At 64.1% G+C, this 24,433-nt stretch carries 24 protein-coding genes, 1 tRNA gene and 1 pseudogene; 17 read left to right on the forward strand and 9 right to left on the reverse strand.

From position 1 onward, the window contains the following. The first annotated feature begins 19 nt into the window (after positions 1-19). Positions 20-988, forward strand: coding sequence for a site-specific tyrosine recombinase XerD (xerD, locus tag AC3WJM_RS11890; protein WP_492271978.1), 969 nt, complete (start codon positions 20-22; stop codon positions 986-988). A gap of 44 nt (positions 989-1,032) precedes the next feature. Here xerD and AC3WJM_RS11895 read toward each other — a convergent pair whose 3' ends face one another. Further along, positions 1,033-1,320, reverse strand: a complete 288-nt coding sequence (locus AC3WJM_RS11895; protein ID WP_492271952.1) for a hypothetical protein — start codon at positions 1,318-1,320, stop codon at positions 1,033-1,035. 115 nt (positions 1,321-1,435) lie between these two features. Here AC3WJM_RS11895 and AC3WJM_RS11900 point away from each other — a divergent pair, with 115 nt between their 5' ends. The 4 genes from AC3WJM_RS11900 (at position 1,436) to AC3WJM_RS11915 (ending at position 4,772) form a co-directional block, all read left to right on the forward strand. Beyond that, positions 1,436-1,945: an RNA polymerase sigma factor gene (locus AC3WJM_RS11900; protein WP_284991616.1), complete on the forward strand. Its 510-nt coding sequence runs from the start codon at positions 1,436-1,438 to the stop codon at positions 1,943-1,945. Positions 1,946-1,947: 2 nt separating this feature from the next. Further along, positions 1,948-3,282, forward strand: coding sequence for a hypothetical protein (locus AC3WJM_RS11905; protein ID WP_492271953.1), 1,335 nt, complete (start codon positions 1,948-1,950; stop codon positions 3,280-3,282). An 82-nt stretch (positions 3,283-3,364) separates the two neighbouring features. Continuing rightward, positions 3,365-3,901 (forward strand): NUDIX domain-containing protein, encoded by a 537-nt coding sequence (locus AC3WJM_RS11910; RefSeq protein ID WP_492271954.1) that lies wholly within the window; start codon positions 3,365-3,367, stop codon positions 3,899-3,901. A gap of 70 nt (positions 3,902-3,971) precedes the next feature. Next, on the forward strand, positions 3,972-4,772 hold the full coding sequence (locus AC3WJM_RS11915) for a hypothetical protein (RefSeq protein WP_492271955.1): 801 nt from the start codon (positions 3,972-3,974) through the stop codon (positions 4,770-4,772). A gap of 115 nt (positions 4,773-4,887) precedes the next feature. Here AC3WJM_RS11915 and AC3WJM_RS11920 read toward each other — a convergent pair whose 3' ends face one another. The 6 genes from AC3WJM_RS11920 to AC3WJM_RS11945 all read right to left on the reverse strand — a co-directional run bounded on the left by AC3WJM_RS11920 (position 4,888) and on the right by AC3WJM_RS11945 (position 11,690). Further along, complete coding sequence (locus AC3WJM_RS11920; RefSeq protein ID WP_307055641.1) at positions 4,888-6,039, reverse strand: bifunctional 2-methylcitrate synthase/citrate synthase; 1,152 nt, start codon at positions 6,037-6,039, stop codon at positions 4,888-4,890. 70 nt (positions 6,040-6,109) lie between these two features. Then, positions 6,110-7,018 carry a methylisocitrate lyase gene (gene prpB, locus AC3WJM_RS11925; protein ID WP_332603682.1) on the reverse strand — a complete coding sequence of 303 codons (909 nt, stop codon included), beginning with the start codon at positions 7,016-7,018 and terminating at the stop codon, positions 6,110-6,112. Next, positions 7,019-8,539, reverse strand: coding sequence for an MmgE/PrpD family protein (locus tag AC3WJM_RS11930; RefSeq protein ID WP_492271956.1), 1,521 nt, complete (start codon positions 8,537-8,539; stop codon positions 7,019-7,021). Positions 8,540-8,549: 10 nt separating this feature from the next. Continuing rightward, complete coding sequence (locus tag AC3WJM_RS11935; RefSeq protein ID WP_306963662.1) at positions 8,550-9,191, reverse strand: GntR family transcriptional regulator; 642 nt, start codon at positions 9,189-9,191, stop codon at positions 8,550-8,552. Positions 9,192-9,312: 121 nt separating this feature from the next. Next, the gene (locus AC3WJM_RS11940; protein WP_284991609.1) at positions 9,313-10,026 is read right to left on the reverse strand and encodes a response regulator; all 714 of its coding nucleotides are present in this window, start codon (positions 10,024-10,026) and stop codon (positions 9,313-9,315) included. Then, positions 10,023-11,690: a sensor histidine kinase gene (locus tag AC3WJM_RS11945; protein WP_306963665.1), complete on the reverse strand. Its 1,668-nt coding sequence runs from the start codon at positions 11,688-11,690 to the stop codon at positions 10,023-10,025. The genes AC3WJM_RS11940 and AC3WJM_RS11945 overlap by 4 nt, the downstream gene beginning before the upstream one ends. Positions 11,691-11,842: 152 nt before the next feature. Here AC3WJM_RS11945 and AC3WJM_RS11950 point away from each other — a divergent pair, with 152 nt between their 5' ends. The 11 genes and pseudogenes from AC3WJM_RS11950 to AC3WJM_RS12000 all read left to right on the forward strand — a co-directional run bounded on the left by AC3WJM_RS11950 (position 11,843) and on the right by AC3WJM_RS12000 (position 22,911). Next, complete coding sequence (locus AC3WJM_RS11950; protein ID WP_284991607.1) at positions 11,843-13,168, forward strand: cation:dicarboxylate symporter family transporter; 1,326 nt, start codon at positions 11,843-11,845, stop codon at positions 13,166-13,168. Between the two features lie 256 nt (positions 13,169-13,424). Further along, the gene (locus AC3WJM_RS11955) at positions 13,425-14,324 is read left to right on the forward strand and encodes a ParA family protein (protein WP_284751736.1); all 900 of its coding nucleotides are present in this window, start codon (positions 13,425-13,427) and stop codon (positions 14,322-14,324) included. Between the two features lie 5 nt (positions 14,325-14,329). Then, the gene (locus tag AC3WJM_RS11960; protein WP_492271957.1) at positions 14,330-15,259 is read left to right on the forward strand and encodes a segregation and condensation protein A; all 930 of its coding nucleotides are present in this window, start codon (positions 14,330-14,332) and stop codon (positions 15,257-15,259) included. Next, positions 15,256-15,921: an SMC-Scp complex subunit ScpB gene (gene scpB, locus AC3WJM_RS11965; protein ID WP_284991606.1), complete on the forward strand. Its 666-nt coding sequence runs from the start codon at positions 15,256-15,258 to the stop codon at positions 15,919-15,921. The genes AC3WJM_RS11960 and scpB overlap by 4 nt, the downstream gene beginning before the upstream one ends. Before the next feature lie 165 nt (positions 15,922-16,086). Further along, the gene (locus AC3WJM_RS11970; protein WP_306963670.1) at positions 16,087-17,337 is read left to right on the forward strand and encodes a pseudouridine synthase; all 1,251 of its coding nucleotides are present in this window, start codon (positions 16,087-16,089) and stop codon (positions 17,335-17,337) included. 3 nt (positions 17,338-17,340) lie between these two features. Next, a complete protein-coding gene (locus AC3WJM_RS11975; RefSeq protein WP_284991604.1) occupies positions 17,341-18,447 on the forward strand; it encodes a prephenate dehydrogenase in 1,107 nt (368 codons plus the stop codon). Further along, positions 18,447-19,160, forward strand: a complete 714-nt coding sequence (cmk, locus tag AC3WJM_RS11980; RefSeq protein WP_284991603.1) for a (d)CMP kinase — start codon at positions 18,447-18,449, stop codon at positions 19,158-19,160. Before AC3WJM_RS11975 ends, cmk begins: the two co-directional genes overlap by 1 nt. 28 nt (positions 19,161-19,188) lie before the next feature. Then, positions 19,189-19,884: pseudogene (locus AC3WJM_RS11985) on the forward strand (lysophospholipid acyltransferase family protein). A 10-nt stretch (positions 19,885-19,894) separates the two neighbouring features. Then, positions 19,895-21,445 (forward strand): ribosome biogenesis GTPase Der, encoded by a 1,551-nt coding sequence (gene der / locus AC3WJM_RS11990; RefSeq protein ID WP_284991602.1) that lies wholly within the window; start codon positions 19,895-19,897, stop codon positions 21,443-21,445. Between the two features lie 127 nt (positions 21,446-21,572). Next, positions 21,573-21,649: transfer RNA gene (locus tag AC3WJM_RS11995), tRNA-Pro, on the forward strand. 893 nt (positions 21,650-22,542) lie between these two features. Beyond that, positions 22,543-22,911 carry a hypothetical protein gene (locus AC3WJM_RS12000; protein WP_492271958.1) on the forward strand — a complete coding sequence of 123 codons (369 nt, stop codon included), beginning with the start codon at positions 22,543-22,545 and terminating at the stop codon, positions 22,909-22,911. A 112-nt stretch (positions 22,912-23,023) separates the two neighbouring features. Here the strand turns inward: AC3WJM_RS12000 and AC3WJM_RS12005 are convergent, their stop codons facing one another. Then, on the reverse strand, positions 23,024-23,293 hold the full coding sequence (locus AC3WJM_RS12005; RefSeq protein WP_492271959.1) for a hypothetical protein: 270 nt from the start codon (positions 23,291-23,293) through the stop codon (positions 23,024-23,026). A 190-nt stretch (positions 23,294-23,483) separates the two neighbouring features. Here AC3WJM_RS12005 and AC3WJM_RS12010 point away from each other — a divergent pair, with 190 nt between their 5' ends. Continuing rightward, entirely contained in the window at positions 23,484-23,834 is a 351-nt protein-coding gene (locus tag AC3WJM_RS12010; RefSeq protein WP_492271960.1) for a zinc ribbon domain-containing protein YjdM, read from the forward strand. 106 nt (positions 23,835-23,940) lie between these two features. On the opposite strand, the gene AC3WJM_RS12015 is transcribed toward AC3WJM_RS12010, so the two are convergent. Beyond that, positions 23,941-24,387 (reverse strand): MarR family winged helix-turn-helix transcriptional regulator, encoded by a 447-nt coding sequence (locus AC3WJM_RS12015; RefSeq protein ID WP_078105600.1) that lies wholly within the window; start codon positions 24,385-24,387, stop codon positions 23,941-23,943. Between the last annotated feature and the right edge of the window lie 46 nt (positions 24,388-24,433).

Here is a 24,433-nt window from a genome sequence, read left to right on the forward strand (position 1 = left end):
CCGCCCACCCGAGCCAGCGCTGACCGTGCCCCAGCTCGCGGAGACCAGGGTCCGGACCGCCATTGACCGGGCCGTCACGGACTACCTGCAACACCTCGGCGTGGAACGAGGCCTTGCAAGCAACACTCTGTCCGCATACCGGCGGGACCTGTCCCGCTATTCGAACTTCCTGGCCGCGTCCGGCGTCGACAACCCGGGCAATATCTCCCGGCATGACGTCACCGCCTTTGTGCAGGCGTTGGCAGACGGTTCCGATGGGGGCGCCGCCCTCGGCGTCCGCTCTGCGGCCCGCACCGTGGTTGCCGTCCGGGGGCTCCACAAGTTTTGGGCCCTGGAGGGGACGACGACGGCGGACCCCGCCAGCGATGTCCACCCGCCAATGCCCGGCAAGCGTCTGCCGAAGGCAATTAGCGTCGGCGAAGTGACCCGCATACTTGAGGCTGCCGGTGCCGACACCGCCACCGGGTTGAGGGACCGCGCGCTCTTGGAGTTCCTCTACTCCACAGGTGCCCGCATCAGCGAAGCTGTAGGCCTTGACGTCGACGATGTCTCGCTCGAAGCGGAAGCCGATGGTCCTGCGATCGTGCGGCTCTTCGGAAAAGGTTCCAAAGAGCGCCTGGTTCCTCTGGGGTCTTACGGTGCACGCGCCGTCGGGTCCTACGTGGTTCGCGGAAGGCCTGCGTTGGCCGCGAAAGGAAAAGGCACGCCGGCGCTGTTCCTGAATGCCCGCGGAGGCCGGATCAGCCGACAGAGCGCCTGGACTATTCTCAAGACCGCGGCCGAGAAGGCCAACATCACCAAGGACGTCTCCCCGCACACCCTCCGGCATTCTTTCGCCACGCATCTGCTTGAGGGCGGCGCTGACGTCCGGGTGGTTCAGGAGCTCCTGGGCCACGCCTCGGTGACCACCACGCAGGTGTACACCTTGGTCACCGCCGACACTTTGCGTGAAGTGTATGCGGCTGCGCATCCGCGAGCCCTCGGCTGACGCATTGCGCCACCCGCTGGACACTGCACGCAGTTCGGTGCCGGTTACGCCAAGACCTTGAAGGTCAGTTCCACCGCGTTCAGGAACAGCGCCAGAATGGACATGCCGAGGCCGGCTACGAGCAGAAGGCCCGGGTGCGCCAAGCCGACAACCACCCGCCTCAGATGAGGCCGGGAGCGCAGGAATTCGTCGAGGACGATCAACAACGCCCAGAATCCGGTCCATACCCACCCGGCGTAGAGCGGATGCCGGACCAGCCAGCCAGGCAGCCAGGCAGCCAGGCCTCGGAGGCTTGCTCGTTCCCCTCTTGGCTCATGGCGACACTCTAGCAACCGGCGTCTCTTGCTGGTCCGGTTGGCGTGGCAGCGCTGTAACCTGCGGGCTCGTGCCGGAAACTATACAGTTGGCCAGGGTTTGGTTGGGGTTTCGGATTGAGGGTGGGGGATTGTGCTTTCCGAGGGGGAATCGGCGTTCGTTGCGCTGCATAGGGATACGTACCCGCGCATCTTCCGTTTTGTGCGGCGACGTGTGGAAGATCCGCATGTGGCCGAAGAGTTGGCTGCGGACGTATTTCGGGTCGCTTGGCAGAAGTGGGATGAGGCGTCATCGGTGGATGTGGCCTGGTTGTTCACGGTGGCGAGAAATCTTCTGGGAAACGCTTATCGGAGCCATCGGCGCCAGGTAGCACTGCATGAGCGCCTCCGTGAGTCCGTGGTTTCCGGCGACGGGGCCGGAAACGGATACTCGCTGGTGGATGAGGTGTTGGATTCCATGCGGGAGAAAGACCGGGACATCCTGCAGTTGGCGTACTGGGATCAAATGACGATGGTAGAGATCGCGGCGGTCCTGCAGTGCGGAGAGTCGGCCGCGAAGGTGCGGTTGCACCGGGCGCGGGAGGCTTTCCGAAAGCTACTGCCGGCCGGTAGCGGCGCGGTGGCACAGAAGTTGGGGGCATAGGGATGGATCCGATCAGAGAATTGATTGAGGGGGCCGATCCGTTGCGCAGCGGAGTTGGCGCGGTGCCGGATGCAGAGGCGGCTTTGGTCCGGGTGCTGGCTTCTCCCGGGAACGGTCCTGACAAGCTGCCGCCGAACGTTCGGTCCATGGCGGCTGGACGTCGGCTGCGGAATGCCAGGATTGCAGGATTGCTGACGATGGCCGCTGCCGCGGTGACCACAGGGGTGCTCGTGGCAGCGCACTTGGGTTCGATCACTGCAGTCCCGGCTCCGGCCGGCACGTCCTCCATGACGCCGAGCGCGCCACCGACGGCGACAGCTACGGCGGCCGGCACAGCCAGCCCGACGGCGAGCCCGAGCGAGACAGCAGGCCCGACGGCGGCGCCCACGTCACTTGCCGGCGTCGGACACGGTGAGTGCTCGATTCAGAACCTGACGGGCGCCATGACTTCATTGGAGCAGCTGAAACCGGTTCTCCGGCTTGTGGGCTGCAAGGCCGGATGGATGAGCATCATGGCGCCCGCACCAAGCGACAATCCGAACCCGGAACCGGGGGACTGGTTCTGGATCGCCAAGCTTGTCAACGGGAGCTATGTGCAGGAAACCAGCCTTGGGAACTGGGCAGGCGCAGCGTCCAACAACGATCGGCTGACGGCTGAGCAATTCATGGACAAGGCGTTCGTCACCAACGGAATCCCGGTGGAGCTTCGTCCCGATCTGGTGGGTTCCCCGGAGCCAGGATCACTCGCCGCCGAAGGTCTCAAGACGTACGAGGACCGGTCCACGGGTTATAGAGTGAGCTTCAATTACCCGGCATCGTGGCAACTGGCCGATCCGTCCGGCAGCCTTGCCCTCACAAACGGCCCGGGAACCGCCCTCACGGATTCCAGCGGCCAGTACACGGCACGGCTGGCCTTCGGCGACACCAATGACTGGAGCACCAGCGGCTGCCAAAACAGGGCGCCCTACAAGATCCTCGACAGTCAGCCCATGACCGGGCTGCCGACGGACCTGGCGTCGCCGGCCCAGGGCACACCGAGATTCGTGTATGTCGCAATGACCTCAGCTGCAAATGACGGGGGTCCGGTTCAGGCAGGGATAGGAATTACCAACCGTATCGCCGGACAGGACGGAATAGGCTGCGTCCTTGACCTCGCGGTAGCAGGACCCGGTCCCTTGAAGTTCTTTAGCTTCACCGATCGCCGTCCACTGGGAGGGCCTTCCTGGGGTCTTTACAAATTCACCACCATCGAAGAAGCCGCGGCCTTTACCCAGACACAAGGCTATAAAGACCTCAAGGCGGTCATCACTTCGCTCACGATCACCAAGGTGGGCTAGAGACACGGCGCGACGCCGGGCCACCTTAGGTGAGCGGCCCGGCGTCGTTCTTCGGGGGCGACGCAGTCGTAGTCTTGATGCCATGACAGCCGCACACGTGACCCTCTGTTTTCTCCTCCGCGAGGTCGATGGCGGCCGGGAGGTCCTTCTGGGACGCAAGCGCACCGGCTTCGGCAAGGGCAAAGTAGTAGGCGTCGGCGGCCATGTGGAGGAGGGCGAGACCGCCGTCGAGGCGATCTGCCGGGAAGTCCGCGAGGAAGTCTACGTCGATGTTGAGCCGGACGACCTGGTGGCCGCGGGAACTGTGGACTTTGTTTTCCCTGCCAAGCCCGAATGGAACATGTTTACTACCGTGTTCCTTTCCGAATCCTGGGTGGGGGAGCCTTCCGAGAGCGACGAGATCACGCCCCAGTGGTACCCGGCGGAGGACCTGCCGGTAGCTCACATGTGGGCCGACGCCGAGCACTGGCTTCCCGCGATGATGAATGGCCGGCGCATGGATGTGCGGGTGGTGCTCGCAGATGACAACGAGAACGTGGCCGAGGTCTTCCACGCAGACTGGAACAACGTCGGAGCAGCAGCTGGTGGGTCCGCGCGGAATTGGGTGCCCGGGCTGTAACCTCGGGGCGTCTTGCGGAAACTTACACGATAGACGCCCACTTCGGGCGCTAACCGACAAAGGGGGAACGGTGGATTCCAGACAGAAGATGCGGAGACTGAGAATCATCGTGTTGGTGGCCCTTGCCGCAGCGGTCCTTGCAGCGGGATTCCTCGTTGCCGCCAACCTTGGGTCCCAGGGACAATCCCGGAGCGGAAGCCAGCTACCGGCAACAGCAGCTACGACGGCCCCTGCGACGACTGCCCCATCGGCGTCGGCCACGGCCTCGGCTTCAACGGCCGCTACGGAAGAACCGACAGCATCAACACCAGGGACGGCGGGCTCCGGGTGGGCGAGCTTCGTCAGCACCAGCGCCCACGTGCAGTTCGATCTTCCTTCGGGATGGACGGCCGCCGATGTTCCAGCAGGCACCGCCAGTAATCCCGCATCCGGAATCCAGGTGAGCGATGAGTCGGGCAGTGTGGTGGCGAAGTTCTACTACGGCACGGGCGGCGGCGTAGGCGGGGCATGCGGGCCAGGAACGTACAAGCAAAAGGAGCTCGACACAGCTGCCACGTCACTAAAGGGCCAGTGGGTGACCACCGCCCAGGCCAGGTTCTCCTACCGCGTGCTGGATCAGACGGCCCAAGGCAAGGGCGTCGGCTATCAAATCGGTCTGGTGGACAAGTCCAGCGGGGAAGTGCAGGACAGCTGCCTGATGTACTCCTTCGTGGCCGGCGCTCCCAAAGGCACGCTGTCTTTCGCCACGGACGGGCCCCAAGCCCTTGGCGCCCGCACCTTCAGCACCATGGCGGAAGCCACGCAGTACTTGCAGACACCGGAATACCAGAAGCTCAAGCGGATGATCACCAGCCTGCAGCTGACTCAATAGCGGCTGGAACGACGGCGGGCCGGCCTGGGCCCACGCGAAGCAGGGTTCCCTGGCCGAGCTTGCGAGGTCAGGGGGCTCGTGGGGAGGTGACCGGCCCGCCGTCGTGCAGGTGGAACTACGGCAGGTGCCGTTCGTCCACGCCGTTGTATTCGCTGAGCGGGCGGATCAGGGAGTTTGATCCGAGCTGCTCCATGATGTGTGCGGTCCATCCGGTGATGCGGCTGGCGACGAACAGCGGGGTGAAGGTCGGAGTGTCGAATCCCATGAGGTGGTAGGTGGGTCCGGCGGGGTAGTCGAGGTTGGGCTTGATCGCCTTGGCCTCGTCCATCGCCTGCTCGAGGCCGTTGTACAGGCCCAGGATCTCGGGCCGGCCGTAGTGGGCGATCATCTTGTCCAGCGCGGCCTTCATGGTGGGCACCCTGGAGTCGCCGTGCTTGTAGACGCGGTGACCGAATCCCATGACCTTTTTCTTCTGCGCGAGGGCGTGTTCCATCCAGGTCTTCGCCCGGGAGGCGGCGTCATCGAGCGATTCCTCGGTGCGGATGCCGATTTCCTCGAACGTGTGCATGACGGCCTCGTTGGCGCCGCCGTGCAGCGGGCCTTTGAGGGCACCGATCGCCGCGGTGACCGCGGAGTGCAGGTCCGAAAGGGTGGAGGTGACAACCCGTGCCGTGAAGGTGGAGGCGTTGAAGGAGTGCTCGGCGTAGAGGATCATCGAGACGTTGAACGCCTTCACGACCTCGTCCACCGGGTCCTCGCCGAAGGTCATCCAGAGGAAATTCGCGGAGTAGCCCAGGTCGTCCCGCGGTGCCACGGGTTCGATGGCTTGTCCGTCGGCGCGCCGACGGCGTTGGTCGTAGGCGACCACCGCCGGCATGGCGGCGAACAAGTCAATGGCCTTGGCCATATTGGCCTCGGGCGTGGAAACCTCGGCGAGAGGGTGCCGGGCTCCCAGCACCGAAGCGGCCGTCCGGCAGACATCCATGGGGTGGGACGTCGTCGGCAGCGCATCGATGACCTGCTTCACCACCGGGTCAAGGGCGCGGCCCGCACGCTCGCGGGCAGTGAACTCAGCAAGTTCCTCCGGAGTGGGCAGTTCACCGTTCCACAGCAGGTAGGCGACTTCTTCGAAGCTGCACTTGGCGGCGAGTTCCTGCACGGGGTAACCGCGGTACAACAGCGAGTTGGTGTCCGGGTTGACCTTGGAGATCGCGGTGTAGTCAACCACGACGCCGGCCAGGCCTTTCTTGATCTCAACAGCAACCATGCTGTCCTCCTTCGTTCGTCGGCAAGCACTCCGGAATAGCCGGAGCGCCTGCATCCCTTGGTTGATCCAGTTACCGGCTGAGCCCAGGAACCTGGAAGTTGAAAACGCTCGTGTCGAAGTGGTTGTAGGCCTCGTAGTCCACGAGGTCATAGAGGCGCGCACGGGTGAGCATGTTCTCCACCTGCGCCTCCTGCGTTCCAGTGGCCTTGATCGTTTCCAGCGTACGCTCTGCAGCCCCCATGGCAATGCGGAGCAGGGTGACGGGGTAGATCACCATGTTCACGCCGACGCCCTGGAGTTGTTCCACGGTGAAGAGTTCGCTTTTGCCGAACTCGGTCATGTTGGCCAGGATCGGCACATCCACTGCATCACGGATGGCTTGGAACTCGCTGAGATCTTTCATGGCTTCCGGGAAGATCGCGTCGGCGCCGGCGTCGACGAGTGCTTTGGCGCGTTCCTGGGCGGCCTGGATGCCGTCGACGGCGCGGATGTCGGTCCGGGCCATGATGAGGAAGTTCGGATCCCTGCGGGCGTCGGCCGCTGCGCGGATGCGTTTGGCGGCGGTGTCGACGTCGACCACGTTCTTGCCGTCCAGGTGCCCGCAGCGCTTCGGGTTGAACTGGTCCTCGATGTGGCAACCGGCCAGCCCGGCGTTTTCGAGCTCCTGGATGGTGCGGGCCACGTTCATCGGTTCGCCGAATCCGGTGTCCGCGTCCACGAGGCACGGGAGCTCGGTCATGCGGGCGATCTGCCCTGCGCGGGTGGCGACCTCCGTGAGGGTGGTGAGTCCTATGTCCGGCAGGCCGAGGTCGTTGGCGAGGACGGCACCGGAGATGTAGACGCCGGGGAAGCCCTTCTCCTCGATCAGGCGTGCCGAGAGCGGGTTGAACGCGCCGGGGAACTGGGCGATGGTCCCGGAGTTCAGGAGTTCCCGGAGCTTGAGGCGCTTCTGCTCCGGGGTCGTCTTGGAGTAGAGCATCTAGAACAGTCCCTTCGGTGCGGCGGCGAGGTCGATGACGCCCGGGGCGGCGGTGATGTTCAGCTGGTCCAGTTCGCCCGGGCCCAGGTCCGGGAGGCGCTCGGCGGCGGCGAGGAACCTTTCGATCTCGGCCTCTTCCACCAGCCCGGCCGCGAGGGTGCGGAACTTGTCGATGTATTGCTGGCGGGCGAAGGGCCGGGCGCCGAGGGGGTGGGCGTCGGCGACGGCGATCGACTCGGTGATGACGGTGCCGTCGTTGAGGGTGATGACCACGGTGCCGCCGAAGGCCTTTTCCGCGATGTCCAGGGAGTGGTAGCGGCGGGTCCATTCGGGGTCTTCCACGGTGGTGACTTTGTGCCAGAGTTCCACGGTGTCCGCCCGGCCGGCGCGTTCGGGGCTGTAGGAGTCGACGTGGTGCCAGGAGCCGTCCTGCAGGGCGACGGTGAAGATGTACGGGATGGAGTGGTCCAGGGTTTCCCGGGATGCGGTGGGGGAGTATTTTTGGGGGTCGTTGGCGCCGGAGCCGATCACGTAGTGCGTGTGGTGGCTGGTCTTGATCAGGACGGAGGCCACGTTGGCCGGGTCCGTGGCTTCGGGGTGCTCTTTGTGGAGTTTGCGGGCGAGGTCGATCCAGGCCTGGGCCTGGTATTCGGCGGAGTGTTCCTTGGTGTAGGTGTCAAGGATGGCCCGCTTGGGCTCCCCGGCCTCGGGCAGCGGGACCTCGTAGGAGGCGTCCGGGCCGTCCAGCATCCAGGCGATCACGCCGTCTTCGCCTTCGTAGATCGGCACGGGGGAAGTCTGGCCGCGCATGGAGCGGTCCACGGCCTCGACGGCCATCTTCCCGGCGAACGCGGGGGCGTGGGCTTTCCACGTGGAGATTTCGCCCTTGCGGGACTGTCGCGTGGCGGTGGTGGTGTGCAGGGCCTGGCCGACGGACTGGAAGATCGTCTCCACATCCAGGCCCAGCAGGGTGCCGATGCCGGCGGCGGCGGAGGGGCCGAGGTGGGCTACGTGGTCGATCTTGTGCTTGTGCAGGCAGATGGCCTTGACCAGGTTCACCTGGATCTCGTAGCCGGTGGCAATGCCGCGGATCAGGTCCTTTCCGCTCGATCCGACGTGCTGGGCCACGGCGAGGATCGGTGGGATGTTATCGCCCGGGTGGGAGTAGTCCGCAGCCAGGAACGTGTCGTGGTAGTCGAGTTCGCGCACGGCGACGCCGTTGGCCCAGGCGGCCCATTCGGGGGAGACCTTGTCGCTGATCCCGAAGACGGACGAGCCCTTGCCGTTGGTGGTCGGCGCGTGGGTCAGGGCCTGCGCCCGGGCGGCGACGATCGGGGCACGGTTGAGGGAGGCAACGGCGACGGAGGCGTTGTCGATGATCCGGTTGATGACCATCTCCGTGACGAGGGGAAGAACCTCGACGGGGTCGGCGGCGACGGCGGCGATCTTGTGCGCCAACTGCTGCTCGCGGGGAAGGTTTTCTTCGCTCTTGTAGACGCGGACGTGGTTGTTCTTCACCATGGTGCTCCTTTTAGTGAGGTGTGTGGGTGGCTTTGACGTGGGAAAGGCTGCGGTGCAGATGGACGGTGGTGGCGGCTTCGGCGAGCCGGGGGTTGCCTGCCGCGATGGCTTCGGCGATCGCGGCGTGCTCTGCCGCGGCGGCTTGGAGGCGTTCGGCGTCGTCGGCCGCGAGGCGGCGGACCCGCACGAGGTGGACGCGCAGGCTGCGCATGGCCTGGGCGAGGTAGGAATTGGAAATCGCCTCGTCGATCGCCTCATCCAGCCTTCCCACGAGGGCGTAGTAGTCGTGCCGTGCGGGGTCGCTGTCGTTGAGCATCTCCGGGGCCCGGAGGAGCTCGGCGTGGAGCCGCTCGAACACCGGGCGTTCGCCGCGCACCGCGGCGAGGGCGGCGGCTTTGCCTTCCAGGGTTTCGCGCAGCTCGAACAATTCGTCGATGTCTTCCAGCGAGATATCGGTGACGACGACGCCGCGGCCGCCTGCCGCCGTCGTCAGCCCTTCCGCGCTCAGCCGGCCCAGCGCCTCCCGGACCGGTGTGCGGGACACGCCCAGGCGTTCGGATTGTTCCACTTCCGCGAGGACCGTTCCGGGTGCCAGGCGCCATTCGATGATGTCTTCGCGCAGGGCCGCATAGGCTTTGTCGCTGGCACGCATGGACCCTCCTTCACTGGGTGGACGTCCTCAGTGTATACATAAACAGCGATCAAGCCTAGCTTTTCTAGCGAATGCTCGCCCGATGATCGATCTGTGTATACATCCACCGGTGAATTGTGGACTAACTCCGGTTCCAGCGGTACTCGTTCTCCGGACGTCCCGGAGTGCCGTATCGCGCATTCCGCGTGACCATACCGGCGTCGGCCAGGTACTCGAGATAGCGGCGTACTGTAACCCGGGACATCCCAAGGGCGACAGTTGCCTCGCTTGCGGACACCGGCCGGCCAAGGCTGGCCAGGAGGTCTTTGACGGACTCCAGGCTATGGGCGGAAAGCCCCTTGGGCAGTGGGACTTCGGTGGGTGCGCGGAGGCTGGCAAACGCCTGGTCCACATCGCTTTGCGATGCTCCGCTCGCCCGGGCGCCCGACGCCGGTGCGGCGAGTTGTTCGCGGAAGGCGCGGTAACTGGCGAGTTTGTCCGCGAAGGTGGCGAACGTGAACGGCTTGATGAGGTACTGCACCACGCCGATCGACACCGCGCTCCGGACAATGTTCACTTCCCTGACGGCGGTGATGGCGATGATGTCCGCGAGGAGTCCCGAAGCGCGCATTCGGCGGGCAACATCCAGTCCATGCAGATCCGGCAGGTTCATGTCCAGCAGGACGAGGTCCACCGGCTGGCCGGCAACGGCGAATTCGTTGAGTAGCCGCAGGGCCGACTGTCCGTCCGGGGCCGTTCCCGCGACGGTAAAACCGTCGATTCGGCCCACGTAGACGCCATGGGCATCGGCGGCGATGGGTTCGTCCTCGACAACGAGGACGCGGATTTCGGTCATTCGGCTTCTTTCCTGGAGTCCGGCACCGGGAGCACTACGCGGAAGAACGCGCCGCCCAAGGCGCTCGTGGAGTCGCTGATGGACAGCGTACCGCCAAGCCGCTGCACAGCTTGCCGGACCAGGGCGAGGCCCACGCCGCGGGAAGGGGCTCCGGGCTGCCCGGCCTGTCCGATTCCCGCCGCCTTGGTGCTGTATCCGTACTGCCAGACGTCGTCCACGATGCCGGGATCGATCCCGTGGCCGGAATCGACAACCGTGAAGGTGGTTCCTTCAGGTCCGGAGTCGATGCCCAGTTCCACTTTGCGCGGCGGGGGAGCGGCGGCTGCCGCGTCGAGGGCGTTGTCCAGCAGGTTTCCCAAAATCGTCACAAGGTCCTGCACTGCCAGGCCCTGGAGGCCGTCCCCGCCGGTCACTGTGACCGTCAGCTCCGCTCCGCGTTCGTGCGCCTCGGCCGACTTCCCCATGATGAGCGCGCTCAGGACGGGCTCGTCCACTGACGCCACGAGGTGGTCGGTCAGTTGTTGACTCAGTTCCAAGTCCTTGGTGGCGAAGTCCAAGGCATCGGAGGTACGCCCGAGCTCCATGAGGGACACTATGGTGTGCAGCCGGTTGGCGTGTTCATGAGTCTGTGCCCGCAAGGCGTCAGACAGGGTCTTCATGGTTTCGAGTTCACTGCCCAGGGACTCGATTTCCGTCCTGTCCCGGAGCGTGGCTACGGTCCCGAACACCGCAGGCCGCTGCCGGCCCCTCATGCCGGGCGGCCCCACTGCCGGCGCCTGGTTCACCACCAGGATGCGCGAGCCGGTGAGGTGGATCTCGTCGTGCGCCGTCCGGCCGGACTCGAAGAGACGGTGGAGGCTGGGATCGAGTGGCAGATCAGACAAGCGTGGGGCGGCTTCCGCCGCGGGATCGACATCGGACCGTTCCAGTCCCAGCAGTTCCGCGGCCTGGTCGTTGTACATGACCACCCTGCCGCCGGTGTCGATCAGGACCACACCTTCGCGGACCGAATGCAGGACCGACTCGTAATACGCGAACAACTGCGCCAATTGCTCCGGTCCCCAGCCCCTGGTGACCGAGCGCAGGTACCGCCCCAATAGCCACGAGGCCAGGGAGCCGCCTGCGAGCATGGCCAGGGAGATACCGATGATCGCCGTGAGTCGTGCTGACACGGCGACATCCACGGTGCGCACCGTGACACCCGCCGCCACGAGGGCCCGGACTTTGCCGGATGGATCCTCCACGGGGACGATGGTGCGCACGGACGGGCCCAGGGTGCCGGCGGTGACTTCGGTGAATGTCTGGCCGCGGAGGGCAGGATCGATGGTGCCGATGTACGGTTTGCCGATTTCGTCGGGGTTCGGATGGGTCCAGCGGGTCCGGTCCGGAGCCATGATGGTGATGAAATCGGCATGGGCATTGGCCGTCACCACCTGGGCGTACGGCTGCAGGGTGGCGGATGGATTCGGCGTGCCGGCTGCTTGGAGCACGAGCGGATTGGCTGCGATCGCGGCGGCCACTGCCTGCATGCGCTGGCCGGCGTCGTTGTAGGCCCGGTCTCTCGCGTCCAGGAAGGCAGCCGTGCCCACGATGGCGGTGAGCGCCAGCACGAACAGTAGATTCGCCACAAAGAGTCTGCGGGCAATGCTCCAGCGTCGGATCACGTGCTCCTTTCTGCGGGCCATCCTGTGACCAATATGAACGCAACAGTGATACATGTCACGCCGCGCCTAATGATGGGTATCACAGCAGAGCGACGCAGGGACATTTTGCAGGGACCACGGCGCTTTCCAGAGTATCTATAAGGAGCAAAGCCATGACCTCTCAAAGAGGAGAGATTGCACCCGCGAAGGCCGGGCGCAAGGGGCTGGACAAGTCGCATTACCTCTACATCGCCGTGATCGCCGCAGTTGTGCTGGGCGCCGTCGTCGGCTTGCTTTTCCCGGAAGTGGGTAAATCCCTCAAGCCCTTGGGTGACGGCTTCATCAAGCTCATCAAGATGATGATCGCCCCCGTCATCTTCTGCACCATCGTCCTGGGCATCGGATCGATCGCCAAGGCTGCCACGGTTGGCAAGGTCGGTGGGCTCGCACTCATCTACTTCCTGGTGATGTCCACCTTCGCGCTCGCCATCGGTTTGGTCGTTGGCAACATCATCCACCCGGGCGAGGGCCTGAAACTGATCCCGTACGACCCCAATGCGAAGGCTGCCACGAACAGTACCGCCGATTTCCTGCTGGGCATCATCCCCGGAGACATTCCGGTCCTGCCGACGCTCCTGGCCGCCATCCTGGTGGGCTTCGCGCTGCAACGCATGGGGTCCCAGGGCCAGCCGGTCCTCAAGGCAATCCAGCACGGGCAGGCACTCGTTTTCCGGATCCTCATCATGATCATGTGGCTGGCTCCGGTCGGCGCCTTCGGTGCGATCGCCGCAGTGGTCGGTGCCACCGGCGTGAAGGCAATTTTCGGAATGCTCACCCTGATGGTTGCGTTCTACATCACCTGCGCGCTGTTCATCGTCGTGGTGCTCGGCACCTTGCTCCGGGTTGTGGCAGGCGTCAGCATCTTCCAGCTGATGAAGTACCTGGCCCGCGAGTACCTGCTCATCTTCTCCACCTCGTCCTCCGAAGCGGCGCTGCCCAGGCTCATCGCCAAGATGGAGCACCTCGGCGTTTCCAAGCCGGTTGTTGGTGTCACGGTGCCTACCGGCTACTCCTTCAACCTCGATGGAACTGCCATCTACCTGACCATGGCCTCGCTGTTCGTCGCCAACGCCATGGGTATTCCGCTGGACCTCGGCGCCCAGGTATCGCTGCTGGTCTTCATGATCATTGCGTCCAAGGGAGCGGCCGGCGTTTCCGGAGCCGGCCTGGCCACCCTCGCCGCGGGCCTGCAGGCACACCGGCCCGAACTGCTGGGCGGCGTCGGGATGATCGTCGGCATCGACCGCTTCATGTCCGAAGCCCGCGCTTTGACCAACTTCACGGGCAACGCCGTCGCCACCGTGTTGATCGGTACCTGGGTCAAGGAAATCGACCGCAACCAGGTCACCAACGTCTTGTCCGGTGCGACGCCTTTCGACGAGTTGACCATGATCAGCCACCATGCTGAACCCGAGGTGAAAGAGGCCGTGGCCGCTTAGTCCGGCACGCCGTTCGGAAGCATCCATGCAGGCAAGGCAGGAACCCGCCAGGGGACCTGCCTTGCCTGCTTTTGATTGCATGTTTTACGGCACGCGGGCCCAACCTTCTACCTCAGCTAGAAGGTAAAGGCTCAAATTGCGGGCAATGTCAAGTTCCGCAAAATGCCGTGTCGGGCGCTGTAGCCTAGGTGGGGAGCAGTGCTGGTGCTGGAGACAGCCGCAGGAAATGACCGTCGTGGAGAGAGTGGATAAATACGTGAGCAGCGAACGGGGAACAACTACGCTGGAGGGCACGGATTTCGATCTGGAAGACGCCGTCATGGGGCCAACGGGCCGCCCGTACCGCGACTTCCCCGAACCCGCGCCGCTGGCCTCGCATGGCCCGGCCCGGGTCATCGCCATGGTCAACCAGAAGGGTGGCGTGGGCAAGACCACGTCAACCATCAACCTCGCCGCCGCGCTCGCAGAATTCGGCCGTCGCGTCCTGCTCGTTGACTTCGATCCGCAGGGAGCCCTTTCCGCAGGCCTGGGCGCGAACCCGCACGAGCTCGACCTCACCGTTTACAACGTCCTGATGGACCGCAAGGTGGACATCCGTGACGCCATCCAGAAGACCGGCGTCGAAGGCATCGACCTCCTACCGGCGAACATCGACCTCTCCGCCGCCGAGGTCCAGCTGGTCAACGAGGTAGCCCGCGAGCAAGTGCTTGACCGCGCCCTCAAGAGCGTCGAGGACGATTACGACGTCGTGCTCATCGACTGCCAGCCGTCCCTAGGCCTCCTGACGGTCAATGCACTGACGGCTGCGCATGGCGTCATCATCCCGCTGATCTGCGAATTCTTCGCCCTCCGCGCGGTGGCACTGCTCGTCGAAACGATCGAAAAGGTCCAGGACCGCTTGAACCCGCGCCTTCAAGTGGACGGCGTGCTCGCCACGATGTACGACGCGCGCACCCTGCACAGTCGCGAAGTCATTTCGAGGCTCGTGGAGGCGTTCGGGGACAAGGTCTTCGAGACGGTCATCAAGCGTTCCATCAAATTCGCCGACGCCACGGTCGCCGCGGAGCCGATCACCAGCTACGCGGGAAACCACATCGGTGCCGACGCCTACCGCCGCCTGGCCAAGGAACTGATTTCGCGCGGCGGCGCACCCTAGCCCGCGTGGCAGAGCCACTCACCCCTGAAGCCGGGCCCGTCCTGGTGGGCGACGCGCCGCCGTCGTACTCCTCCGGGAGTAACGCGGACGACGCCGGAGCCGCGCCTTCGGGACGAAAGGGCGGCTTCGAGGTCCGGCTGGCGAACTTCACCGGCCCCTTCGATCTCCTGCTCGGCTTGATCTCCAAGCACAAGCTGGACATCACGGAAGTTGCGCTGGCCACCGTCACGGACGAGTTCATCAAATACATCCGGCGGTTGCAGGAGTTGGGGGAGGACTGGGCGCTGGATGAGGCCAGCGAATTCCTGGTCATCGCCGCGACCCTCCTGGACCTCAAAGCCGCAAGGCTCCTGCCGGCGGGCGAAGTGGAAGACGCCGAGGACATTGCCTTGCTGGAAGCCCGGGATCTTCTTTTCGCCCGGCTCCTGCAGTACAAGGCCTTCAAGCAGGTGGCTGCGATCATGTCCGGCACCTTGGAGTCCGAAGCCCGGCGCTTCCCGCGGCAAGTTGCGTTGGAAGGGCATTTCGCTGCAATGTTGCCCGAGCTGATTTGGCGCCACACGCCCGAACAGTTCGCCGCGCTGGCGGCCAAGACCCTCGCGCCGAAGGACAACACGCCAGAGGAAGTCGGGCTCGACCACCTTCACGGAACACCCGTCAGCGTCAAGGAACAAGCCGAGATCATCGGGTACCGCCTGCAGCGCGGCCAGCCACAATCCTTCAGGGCGCTGATCGCGGACGCTGAGTCCACGCTTGTTGTCGTGGTCCGGTTCCTGGCGCTCCTCGAGCTGTTCCGCGACCGTGTGGTGGCGTTTGACCAGCCGGGTCCGCTCGCAGAACTGACCGTCCGCTGGACAGGGCGCCCCGAAGGGTGGAGCAGCGACAATGTGAGCGACGAATACGAGCAGGTCGACCAAGGAGAGGAACCGCTGTGAGCGAGCAGGATACAGGCGGGGACGGCCTCGCCGAGCTTGAGGCCCTGCCCGGAGGCGCCCGCGCGGCCCTCGAAGCCGTCCTGATGGTGATCGACCAACCGGCCACCGCGGAAGAGCTCGCTGCCGGGCTCAACGTGACGGTCGCCGTCGTCGAGGATTTGCTGGAGGGACTGCGGCAGGAGTATAGCGGCTATACTGTTAAAGCCCCGGGCAGGGACGCTGATGACTTGCACATTGATGCACGTGCCAGCGCTGCACCCCGGGGTTTTGAGTTGCGGAACGTTGCCGGCGGGTGGCGGATCTATTCACGCGCGGAATTTGCCGACGTCGTGGGCAGGTTCGTTCTCGAAGGCCAGACCGCGCGGCTGACGCAGGCAGCCCTTGAAACAATGGCGGTCATCGCGTACCGGCAGCCGGTTTCCAGGGCCAGGGTGTCGGCCATCCGCGGGGTCAATGTCGATTCAGTCGTCAGGACCCTTGTCCAACGCGGGCTGATCGAGGACTCGGGTACCGATCCTGAATCGGGGGCCATCCTTTACCGGACCACCTCGTATTTCCTCGAGCGCATGGGCATTGGCTCGGTGGCGGAACTGCCTCAATTGTCCCCCCACCTTCCGGGGCTGGAGGGCATCGAGGAGTTCTTCGACGCCGAACGCATGTAGCCGCGGGAACCCGCGGCGGCAGGCAAGGCAAAACAACTCAATATTGCAAGGATCTACAAACGCCCGGGCTAGTAGCGGGCAGAGTTCACACAGGGCAGATATCCTCTGTCCGGCTGGCTAATGTTGAGAAAGAACAAGCCGGCCACCATAACAAAAGGACGGGTCATGACACAGGCGGGACGCCAGGGTTCACCACGTAATAGTTCGGGACGAAACAATTCCGGACGCAACGAGTCGCAAGACTCAGGCCGCAGCAGCGCCGGCCGTACAGGAGGCAGCGGCTTCGGTGCCGGCCGGGGTGGCGCAAGCCGAGCCGGAGGCGCCTCCGGAGGCAGTAAGCGCAGCTTCTCCCCGGGCGGAGAACGCCCCTTCAAGCCCAGTCGTCCGCGTGAAGAGCGCCCCTTCGATCCGGACAACCCCACGTCGGCCGGAGGCTACGGGCGTCGTGACGACGCCGGCCGACAAGACGCAAGGCCGGCCAAGGCCCCCCGGAAGCCAGGCTCAAACAAGCCCGGCTTCGGCAAGGCTCCGGGCACCCCGGGCGCATTGAAGCCCAAGGCCAGCAACAAGAAGCAGTACGCTTCCCGCGCCTTCGGCAGTGAGCGCTTCGGCCAGAACCTTGGCCCGATCCGCAAGCCCCGCGGCCGCCGCGGCGAGGTGGCGCAGTCCGAGCAGCACGACGCCGATGGCGTGCGCCTGCAGAAGGTCATGGCCCAGGCAGGCGTGGCTTCCCGCCGCGTGTGCGAGGAAATGATCGAGGAAGGCCGCGTCGAGGTCAACGGCCAGCTCACCACCGAGCTCGGCATGCGTGTGGATCCCGCGACCGCCGTGATCCACGTGGACGGCATCCGGATCCAGCTCGATGACACCATGCTCTACATGGTGTTCAACAAGCCCAAGGGCGTCGTCTCCACCATGGAAGACCCCGAAGGCCGTCCCTGCATCAGCGACTTCCTGAAGTCCGCCAAGAACAAGGGCGAGCGTCTCTTCCACGTCGGCCGCCTTGACGTCGCCACTGAGGGCCTGCTGCTGCTGACCAACGACGGCGAACTCGCCAACCGCCTGACGCACCCCTCCTACGAGGTGCCCAAGACGTACCTGGTACAGGTCCGCGGTCCATTCCCGCAGGGCGTCGGTGCGCAGCTTAAGGCCGGCATCGAGCTCGAAGACGGCATCGCTTCCGTCGACTCCTTCAAGCTCGTGGACTCCACTCCGGGCCACGTGCTGATCGAGGTTGTGCTGCACTCCGGCAAGAACCGTATTGTCCGCCGTTTGTTCGAAGCCGTAGGGTTCCCCGTGCTTCGCCTTGTGCGCGTCAAGATCGGTCCCATCGGCCTGGGCGACCAGCGCCAGGGCAGCATCCGCAACCTCGGCAAGCAGGAAGTCGGACACCTCCTGGCCTCCGTAGGACTGTAAGGCATGTCGGCATTCCACTCGCACGGCCGGGGCCACCTTGACGGCCCGGTGGTCGTTTTCGGCACCGGGCTGCTCGGAGCCAGCATCGGTCTCGGCCTGCGTGGCCGGGGTGTCTCGGTGTTCCTTTCGGACCCCTCGCCAACCAACCAGGCCGTCGCCGTGGATATCGGTGCGGGCAGGCCTCTGTCCGAGCTTGCGAATCCGCCCCAGCTGGTTGTCGTCGCGGCGCCACCGGACGTGACGGCCGACGTCGTCGAGCGTGCCCTGGGTGAATACCCGGAGGCCGTTGTGGTGGACATTGCCAGCGTCAAGCTGGCAATCCAGGCCGATCTCCGTGCGCGTGGAGTGGACCTGTCCCGCTACGTGGGGACGCACCCGATGGCTGGGCGCGAGAAGTCGGGGCCCGTCGCTGCCCGCGGCGAGCTCTTCACGTCCATGCCCTGGGTCCTGTGCCCGTCCGACGAGACCAGTGCCGACGCGCTTCAGACTGCGCGTTCCCTTGCCGGGGACTTGGGGGCAATAGTCTCCCAGTTCACGGCGGAGGAGCACGATGAAGCCGTTGCGTTGGTGTCGCACTTGCCCCAAGTGATGTCATCGCTTCTCGCAAGCCGTTTGCAGGGGACACCGCTCCACGCGCTGTCCCTGGCCGGCAACGGGCTGCGGGACACCACGAGGATTGCTGCCAGCGATCCCACCCTTTGGGTGCAGATCCTTGGCAACAATGCGGCCAAGATGGTGGATATCCTCCATGGTGTCCGTGAGGACCTCAACCGTCTGATCGGTACCTTGGAGGATCCCACAGCCCCCGGTGCGCGGCTGGACCTTGCCCAGCTCATCAGCGAAGGCAACGCCGGGCAGGCCCGGATCCCGGGAAAGCACGGCGGACCCCCGCAGGCATATTCATGGCTTACAGTTCTGGTAGACGACCGGCCCGGGCAGATCGCCAGGCTGTTGACGGAGATCGGCGAGATCGGCGTCAACGTCGAAGACCTCCGCCTGGATCACTCGTCCGGGCAGAACGTTGGCATGGTGGAACTTTCAGTCATGCCCAACAAACATGACCTCCTTGTTGAAGCCTTGACCGACCGTGGATGGCGGGTACTCCAGTAATGACACGTGAACTATTCGGTCCGGAGACCGTAGTACGCCCGGGCAAGCCGCTCGTTGTCGCCATCGACGGCCCGTCCGGCTCCGGCAAGTCCAGCGTCAGCAAGGAAGTTGCCCGGCGCTTGAAGCTCGCCTATCTGGACACGGGTGCGATGTACCGTGCTTTGACCTGGTACTGCCTCAAGACCGGCATCGACCTCGCCGACGGTGCCGCCGTCGAGCAGGCCTCAAAGGATTTGCCGCTTGAACTGAGCACCAGCGCCAACGTCGAATACGTCAGTGTTGCCGGGGTGGACATCACAGAGGAAATCCGCGAGCCGAGGATCTCCTCGTCCGTCAGCGCCGTTGCGACCACCCTGGGTGCCCGCAATGAACTGATTCGTCGACAGCGCCAGCTGATCGAACAGCACCACCGCCGCATGGTGGTGGAGGGACGGGACATCACCACCGTCGTCGCGCCCAACGCGGAGGTCCGCATGCTGCTGACCGCCAGCGAGGAAGCGCGGCTGCGGCGCCGCGGCCTCCAGTTGGGCGGGACGCAGAGCCAGGAGCAGCTTGCCGCCCAAGTGATCCACCGCGACGCCAAGGACTCCACTGTGGTGAACTTCACCCAAGCGGCCGACGGCGTCGTAACGCTGGATTCCTCGGAGCTGGACTTCGAAGAAACGGTCGAAACGGCATTGAGCATTGTGGGCAAGGTCATCTACGGTGACTGAAGCCCGGCTCCCGGCGCGCTGGACCATGATGTGGAGCCGGCCTGTTGGCTGGCTGTTGGACCACGTCCTGTACCGGACCGCGATCAGCGGACGCTCCAATGTTCCCAAATCCGGCCCGGTCATTTTCGCGGGCAACCACATCAGCTTCTTGGATGGGCCGGTGATGTTCGGCGCGGCTCCGCGGGCCATGCACATCCTGGTCAAGAAAGAGATGTTCAAGGGTTTCCTTGGACGGGTGCTTCGTGCCTCGGGGCAGATTTCCATCGACCGCTCCGGTGACCGCTCGGCTCTCCAGCTCGGAAAGAAAGTGCTCGACGCCGGCCGTTGCGTGGGGATTCTCCCTGAAGGAACGCGGGGGAGCGGCACCGCCGGCAACATCAGCAACGGCGTCGCATGGCTCGCGCTGATGTCCGGGGCCACAGTGATTCCCGTGGCTATCCTCGGAACGCGGATCGGCGACGAACACCGTGACTCCATTCCGAGGCTGCGCCGACATCTGCACGTCAGTTTCGGAGCCCCCTTGAATGTGACCCGCAGAAATGGCGAGTCGGGGCGTGTTTCAATGGACAGGGCGGCCGCGGAGATCCGCGCTGCGCTGGCTGGACACGTCCAGGATGCCGTCAAGACCACCGGTCAGTCCCTTCCGGGGGACTAATGCACCGGCCCACAGCCAATGCAGCACCGCCAAGAAGAAGTAGCCGGGACGCCGGCAGATCACCACTAAGGAAAGTGCAATGAGCGATACGACTCACAAATCCGGCAACATCGGAGCCGGCGACGACGAATACACGCCCACCGGCACCGACCAGGTGGCTGAAAACCTCGCCGCCCTGGACGACGACGAAGCCGAACTCCGTGCAGCCTCCCTCCGGGCGGGCCTGGAAGACTACGACCTCGACGAGGACGACGCAGCCCTGCTGAGTGGACTCTACGACGACGAAGGCGACGACGGCCCCCTCAAGCTTGACCCGGTCCTGGCCATCATTGGCCGCCCCAACGTCGGCAAGTCCACGCTGGTGAACCGCATCCTTGGCCGCCGCGAGGCCGTCGTCGAGGACACCCCGGGCGTTACCCGTGACCGCGTCATGTACTCGGCACACTGGAACGGCCGCAACTTCACGCTGGTGGACACCGGTGGCTGGGAGCACGATGCCAGGGGCATCCACGCCCGCGTCGCCGAGCAGGCCGAGATGGCCGTGGAACTGGCCGACGCCGTGCTCTTCGTGGTGGACTCCGCCGTTGGCGCCACTGCCACGGACGAAGGCGTCATGAAGATGCTGCGCAAGTCCAAGAAGCCGGTCATCATGGTGGCCAACAAGGTGGACGACTTTGCGCAGGAAGCGGACTCGGCAACGCTCTGGGGCCTTGGCTTCGGCGAGCCGTACCCGGTGTCCGCCCTCCATGGCCGCGGCGTTGCCGACCTCCTGGACCACGTCATGGACACCTTGCCGGAGTTCTCCACGGTGGAAGGCGTCGAGCGCTCCGGCGGTCCCCGCCGCATTGCCCTCATCGGCCGCCCGAACGTCGGCAAGTCCTCCTTGCTGAACAAGCTGGCCGGCTCCGAGCGCGTGGTGGTTGATCCCCTCGCCGGGACCACCCGCGACCCCGTGGACGAATTCATCGAACTCGGCGGCCGCACGTGGCGCTTCGTGGACACCGCAGGCATCCGCCGCCGCCAGCACATGGCGCAGGGCGCGGACTTCTACGCCTCCCTGCGTACGCAGGCCGCGCTCGAAAAGGCGGAGGTCGCCGTCGTGCTCCTGGCCGTTGACGAGGTGCTCAGCGAACAGGACGTCCGCATCTTGCAGCTCGCCATCGAGTCGGGCCGCGCGCTCGTCCTCGCGTTCAACAAGTGGGACCTGCTCGACGACGAACGTCGCCGCTACCTTGAGCGTGAAATCGAGCAGGACCTGGCACACGTTGAATGGGCTCCGCGCGTCAACATCTCCGCCAAGACCGGCTGGCACAAGGACCGTCTTGTGCCCGCACTGGACCTCGCCTTGGAGAGCTGGGACAAGCGCATCCCCACCGGACGCCTCAACGCGTTCCTGGGCGAGCTCGTGGCTGCCCACCCGCACCCGGTCCGCGGCGGCAAGCAGCCGCGCATCCTGTTCGGCACCCAGGCGTCCAGCCGTCCGCCGAAGTTCGTGCTCTTCACCACGGGCTTCCTGGACCCCGGATACCGCCGGTTCATCACCCGCCGGCTGCGGGAAACCTTTGGCTTCGACGGCACGCCGATCGAGGTCAACATGCGCGTCCGCGAAAAGCGCGGCAAGAAGCGCTAATTGAGACGCGCATCACAGATGACACCCGCCAAGGTGGCATTGAGAACCTCGAACATCGTGTAAGCTTTTTGAGGTGGTTCGGCCGGACTGCTTAGGTGAAAACCTAGGCGGAGAACGGCAGGACTGACGGGCTGTAGCGCAGCTTGGTAGCGCACTTGACTGGGGGTCAAGGGGTCGCAGGTTCAAATCCTGTCAGCCCGACCAGAAAGCCGTGGGAACTCTAGGGTTCCCACGGCTTTTGCGTTTAAGCGTTGGTGTTGCAGTGAGTGCGTGGACTCCGCTCATCTAAAGGGATCGTCAGCGCTGGGATGTCGGATTCTGCTCAATCACTCGAATGGATTAACTTCGGACCCGCGAAATCACGGGTCCGGCAACGTCGGCGAAAAGAGTGATCCAGCAGAATCCGACGGTGTTCCCGAGATTCTCGCCCGACCTGAACATGCCGTCCTGACCTTCTTTGACGGGCCAAGGCGTTGAAACGACGTGACTCGCGGTGTCGCAAGCGCTTTCCCAAACCAAAGAAGGTCAGGATGGCGCATGCATCGAGGTGCGGAATGATCCAGCAGAATCCGGTGCACTCCGAGGAAGGCGTACTCATTTCCAAGGCCATGGGCACAGACCGCGAGAGATCAATTTGCAGCGGGGGACAACCTGGCGGGCAATTCCAAAGGTAGCTTGACGCCGAGGGCGCTTTCTAAATGGTCTTTTTTGAGATCTGTGTTTCACCACAGTTTGCACTCGAGGTATGTATGACGCTGACAGTGACCAAGGCTTCGGCTATGACAAGGCTTATTGGAAGCACTGAATCAAGAGTGTCGCGGCCGTTAAATTCGTGATGGACGGGCCTGGTACCTGGCAAGGAACCGATTGGACCACCACAGTTTATGGAAACAAGATCCGTTGCAAGTAAGGATTACCGGTCCTCGTACTATGGCCAATGGGTTGGAGGTACTCTCGGCTCGAAGACCGCTTACTGTCTTGGTTCCACTGTTTGCCCCTGGTGGGTGACGGGAGCACTCGATGGGACTCTCAACAGATCGGCAGCCTCGGGGGCTGATTGGACCGCGGGTTCGTCCCCCTCCGTCACCTCAGACCCGATGTTTATTAGTTACAAGCCGATCAAAGTCGGGACCAAAATTAACAAGGAGGACTTTGATGAGCAGCAGAAGAGTTTCACGAGCCTCAATATGGGCCCTGTCAGATACAGGCACGCTGTATCTATTGATGCCACCCGAATCGCAGTCGTCTACGACGATTGGCGAAGTGAGCTGGCTGGTCGGGTTTATGACCTGCGCCTCCTCGAAGAGCTGGACTTCGACCGGCGTCAGCGAATTCAAACCGCCCTGGGCATCGTGCTAGGAGAGCTTGTTGAACCAACGGATGAAGGAAGAGAACGGGACAGCGCGGTTCTGAAGCCGATTAACGCAAAGTACCCGGGAATCCACTGGTTCGGGAGCGTTCCATAGAGAAGCATCAGTTCGGTCCTTGACACGTGCACATTTGAGCGTTGGCCCTATTCACTGCAGTGAATAGGGCCAAGCTACGAAATCGCTTTGCGAGTTCAGAATATTCGAACCCTCACCCTGGCCCTGCCATGCGCCGAATACCTACGAACAGGATCAGCGTCAGGTAGATCCAGATAGAAGAGAAGATGCTCAACCCGGTCTGTTGGCTTGCCGTCAAATGCAACGGTTCGGCGAAAAGCGTCGACATCGCACGCGCTGCCAGCCCAGGTAGAGCGCAGACCGTCATCAATGCGAAGAGCCTGGGCGAGCGAAGATATATGCCGACGAGCAGCCATCCGAGGGCGAGCCCCCATAGCGGCAATTGCACGGGTGTATGCACCACCTTTCGATTTCTTGGGCATCAGCAATATATGGCCGACATTTGGCGTCTAAGTGGTCAAATCCAAGAATTAAGTGGTCTGCAGTTTCTATCTACGTGTTCAATTCCGCGAGATCTCGGGGTTCTTGCCGAGCGTCTACGTGTGCCCAGGCCGCCGTCTACGTGTTGGACCGCCTCCATCTATCATTGGACGGTGAGCGAAACACTTCCCCCTTGCCCTGAATGCGCTAGCGAATACACCTACGAGATGGGTGCCTTGCTGGTCTGCCCCGAGTGCGCCCATGAATGGTCGCCGGCCGCGTCTGATGAGGCAGAAGCCGAGTTGACGGACATCAAGGACGCTGTGGGCAATGTGCTCTCAGACGGGGATACCGTGACGGTGATCAAGGACCTCAAGGTCAAGGGGAGCGCCACAGCCATCAAGGTCGGAACCAAGGTCCGCAACATCCGCCTCGTGAATGGCGTGGGGGATCACGACATCGACTGCAAGGTGGATGGCTTCGGCCCCATGCAGCTCAAGTCCAGCGTGGTCAAGAAGGTCTGACGCGCCCCCAAAGGCAACCCCCAGTCCCAAAGACAACAAAACCCCGCCGTTCCACTGAAGGAGCGGCGGGGTTCGTCGTTTCGCGCCTCACCCCGCGAAACAAACCTCAGGCCCCCTGCAACGCCCCCAACGCCTTCACCAAGGGCTCAAGCTCCGGCACCGATTCTGCGGCCGTCAAGGACTCCGCGAGGGTTTCGTCGTGCACCGGCCGGGCCGCCAGCAACAGCTTCTGGCCCGCTTCCGTAAGCTCGGTGTAAATCCCGCGCCGGTCGTCGGCGCACAGGATTCTGGTCAGCAGCCCCCGGTCTTCAAGCCGGTTCACTAAGCGGGTCGTGGCGCTGCTGGACAGTGCTGTTGCCCTGGCGAGCTGCTGCATCCGCATGTGCCAGCCGTCCTGGCGGCTCAACGCGTCAAGCACCGTGTACTCGACCACCGAAAGATCCGCAGCGGACTGCAACGCCTTCTCAAGCGCTGCCTCGATGTTGCCGTGCAGCGCGGCGAGAGTCCGCCACCCCTGCGCGCGCACCTCAACGGCGTCGTCCTTGATGCCCATGTTTCCCGTAACTCCTGCCGATTGATGAAGAAACCAGACGCCCGCA

The sequence above is a fragment of the Arthrobacter sp. FW306-1B-G06A genome, assembly GCF_058781765.1.

Bases quoted from the DNA above. Each gene is read 5' to 3' on its own strand.
- AC3WJM_RS11905 (WP_492271953.1), top strand. From the start codon at position 1,948: ATGGATCCGATCAGAGAATTGATTGAGGGGGCCGATCCGTTGCGCAGC.
- AC3WJM_RS11910 (WP_492271954.1), top strand. From the start codon at position 3,365: ATGACAGCCGCACACGTGACCCTCTGTTTTCTCCTCCGCGAGGTCGAT.
- AC3WJM_RS11920 (WP_307055641.1), bottom strand. From the start codon at position 6,039: ATGGTTGCTGTTGAGATCAAGAAAGGCCTGGCCGGCGTCGTGGTTGAC.
- prpB (WP_332603682.1), bottom strand. From the start codon at position 7,018: ATGCTCTACTCCAAGACGACCCCGGAGCAGAAGCGCCTCAAGCTCCGG.
- AC3WJM_RS11930 (WP_492271956.1), bottom strand. From the start codon at position 8,539: ATGGTGAAGAACAACCACGTCCGCGTCTACAAGAGCGAAGAAAACCTT.
- AC3WJM_RS11935 (WP_306963662.1), bottom strand. From the start codon at position 9,191: ATGCGTGCCAGCGACAAAGCCTATGCGGCCCTGCGCGAAGACATCATC.
- AC3WJM_RS11940 (WP_284991609.1), bottom strand. From the start codon at position 10,026: ATGACCGAAATCCGCGTCCTCGTTGTCGAGGACGAACCCATCGCCGCC.
- AC3WJM_RS11950 (WP_284991607.1), top strand. From the start codon at position 11,843: ATGACCTCTCAAAGAGGAGAGATTGCACCCGCGAAGGCCGGGCGCAAG.
- AC3WJM_RS11970 (WP_306963670.1), top strand. From the start codon at position 16,087: ATGACACAGGCGGGACGCCAGGGTTCACCACGTAATAGTTCGGGACGA.
- AC3WJM_RS11975 (WP_284991604.1), top strand. From the start codon at position 17,341: ATGTCGGCATTCCACTCGCACGGCCGGGGCCACCTTGACGGCCCGGTG.
- cmk (WP_284991603.1), top strand. From the start codon at position 18,447: ATGACACGTGAACTATTCGGTCCGGAGACCGTAGTACGCCCGGGCAAG.
- der (WP_284991602.1), top strand. From the start codon at position 19,895: ATGAGCGATACGACTCACAAATCCGGCAACATCGGAGCCGGCGACGAC.
- AC3WJM_RS12000 (WP_492271958.1), top strand. From the start codon at position 22,543: ATGTTTATTAGTTACAAGCCGATCAAAGTCGGGACCAAAATTAACAAG.
- AC3WJM_RS12015 (WP_078105600.1), bottom strand. From the start codon at position 24,387: ATGGGCATCAAGGACGACGCCGTTGAGGTGCGCGCGCAGGGGTGGCGG.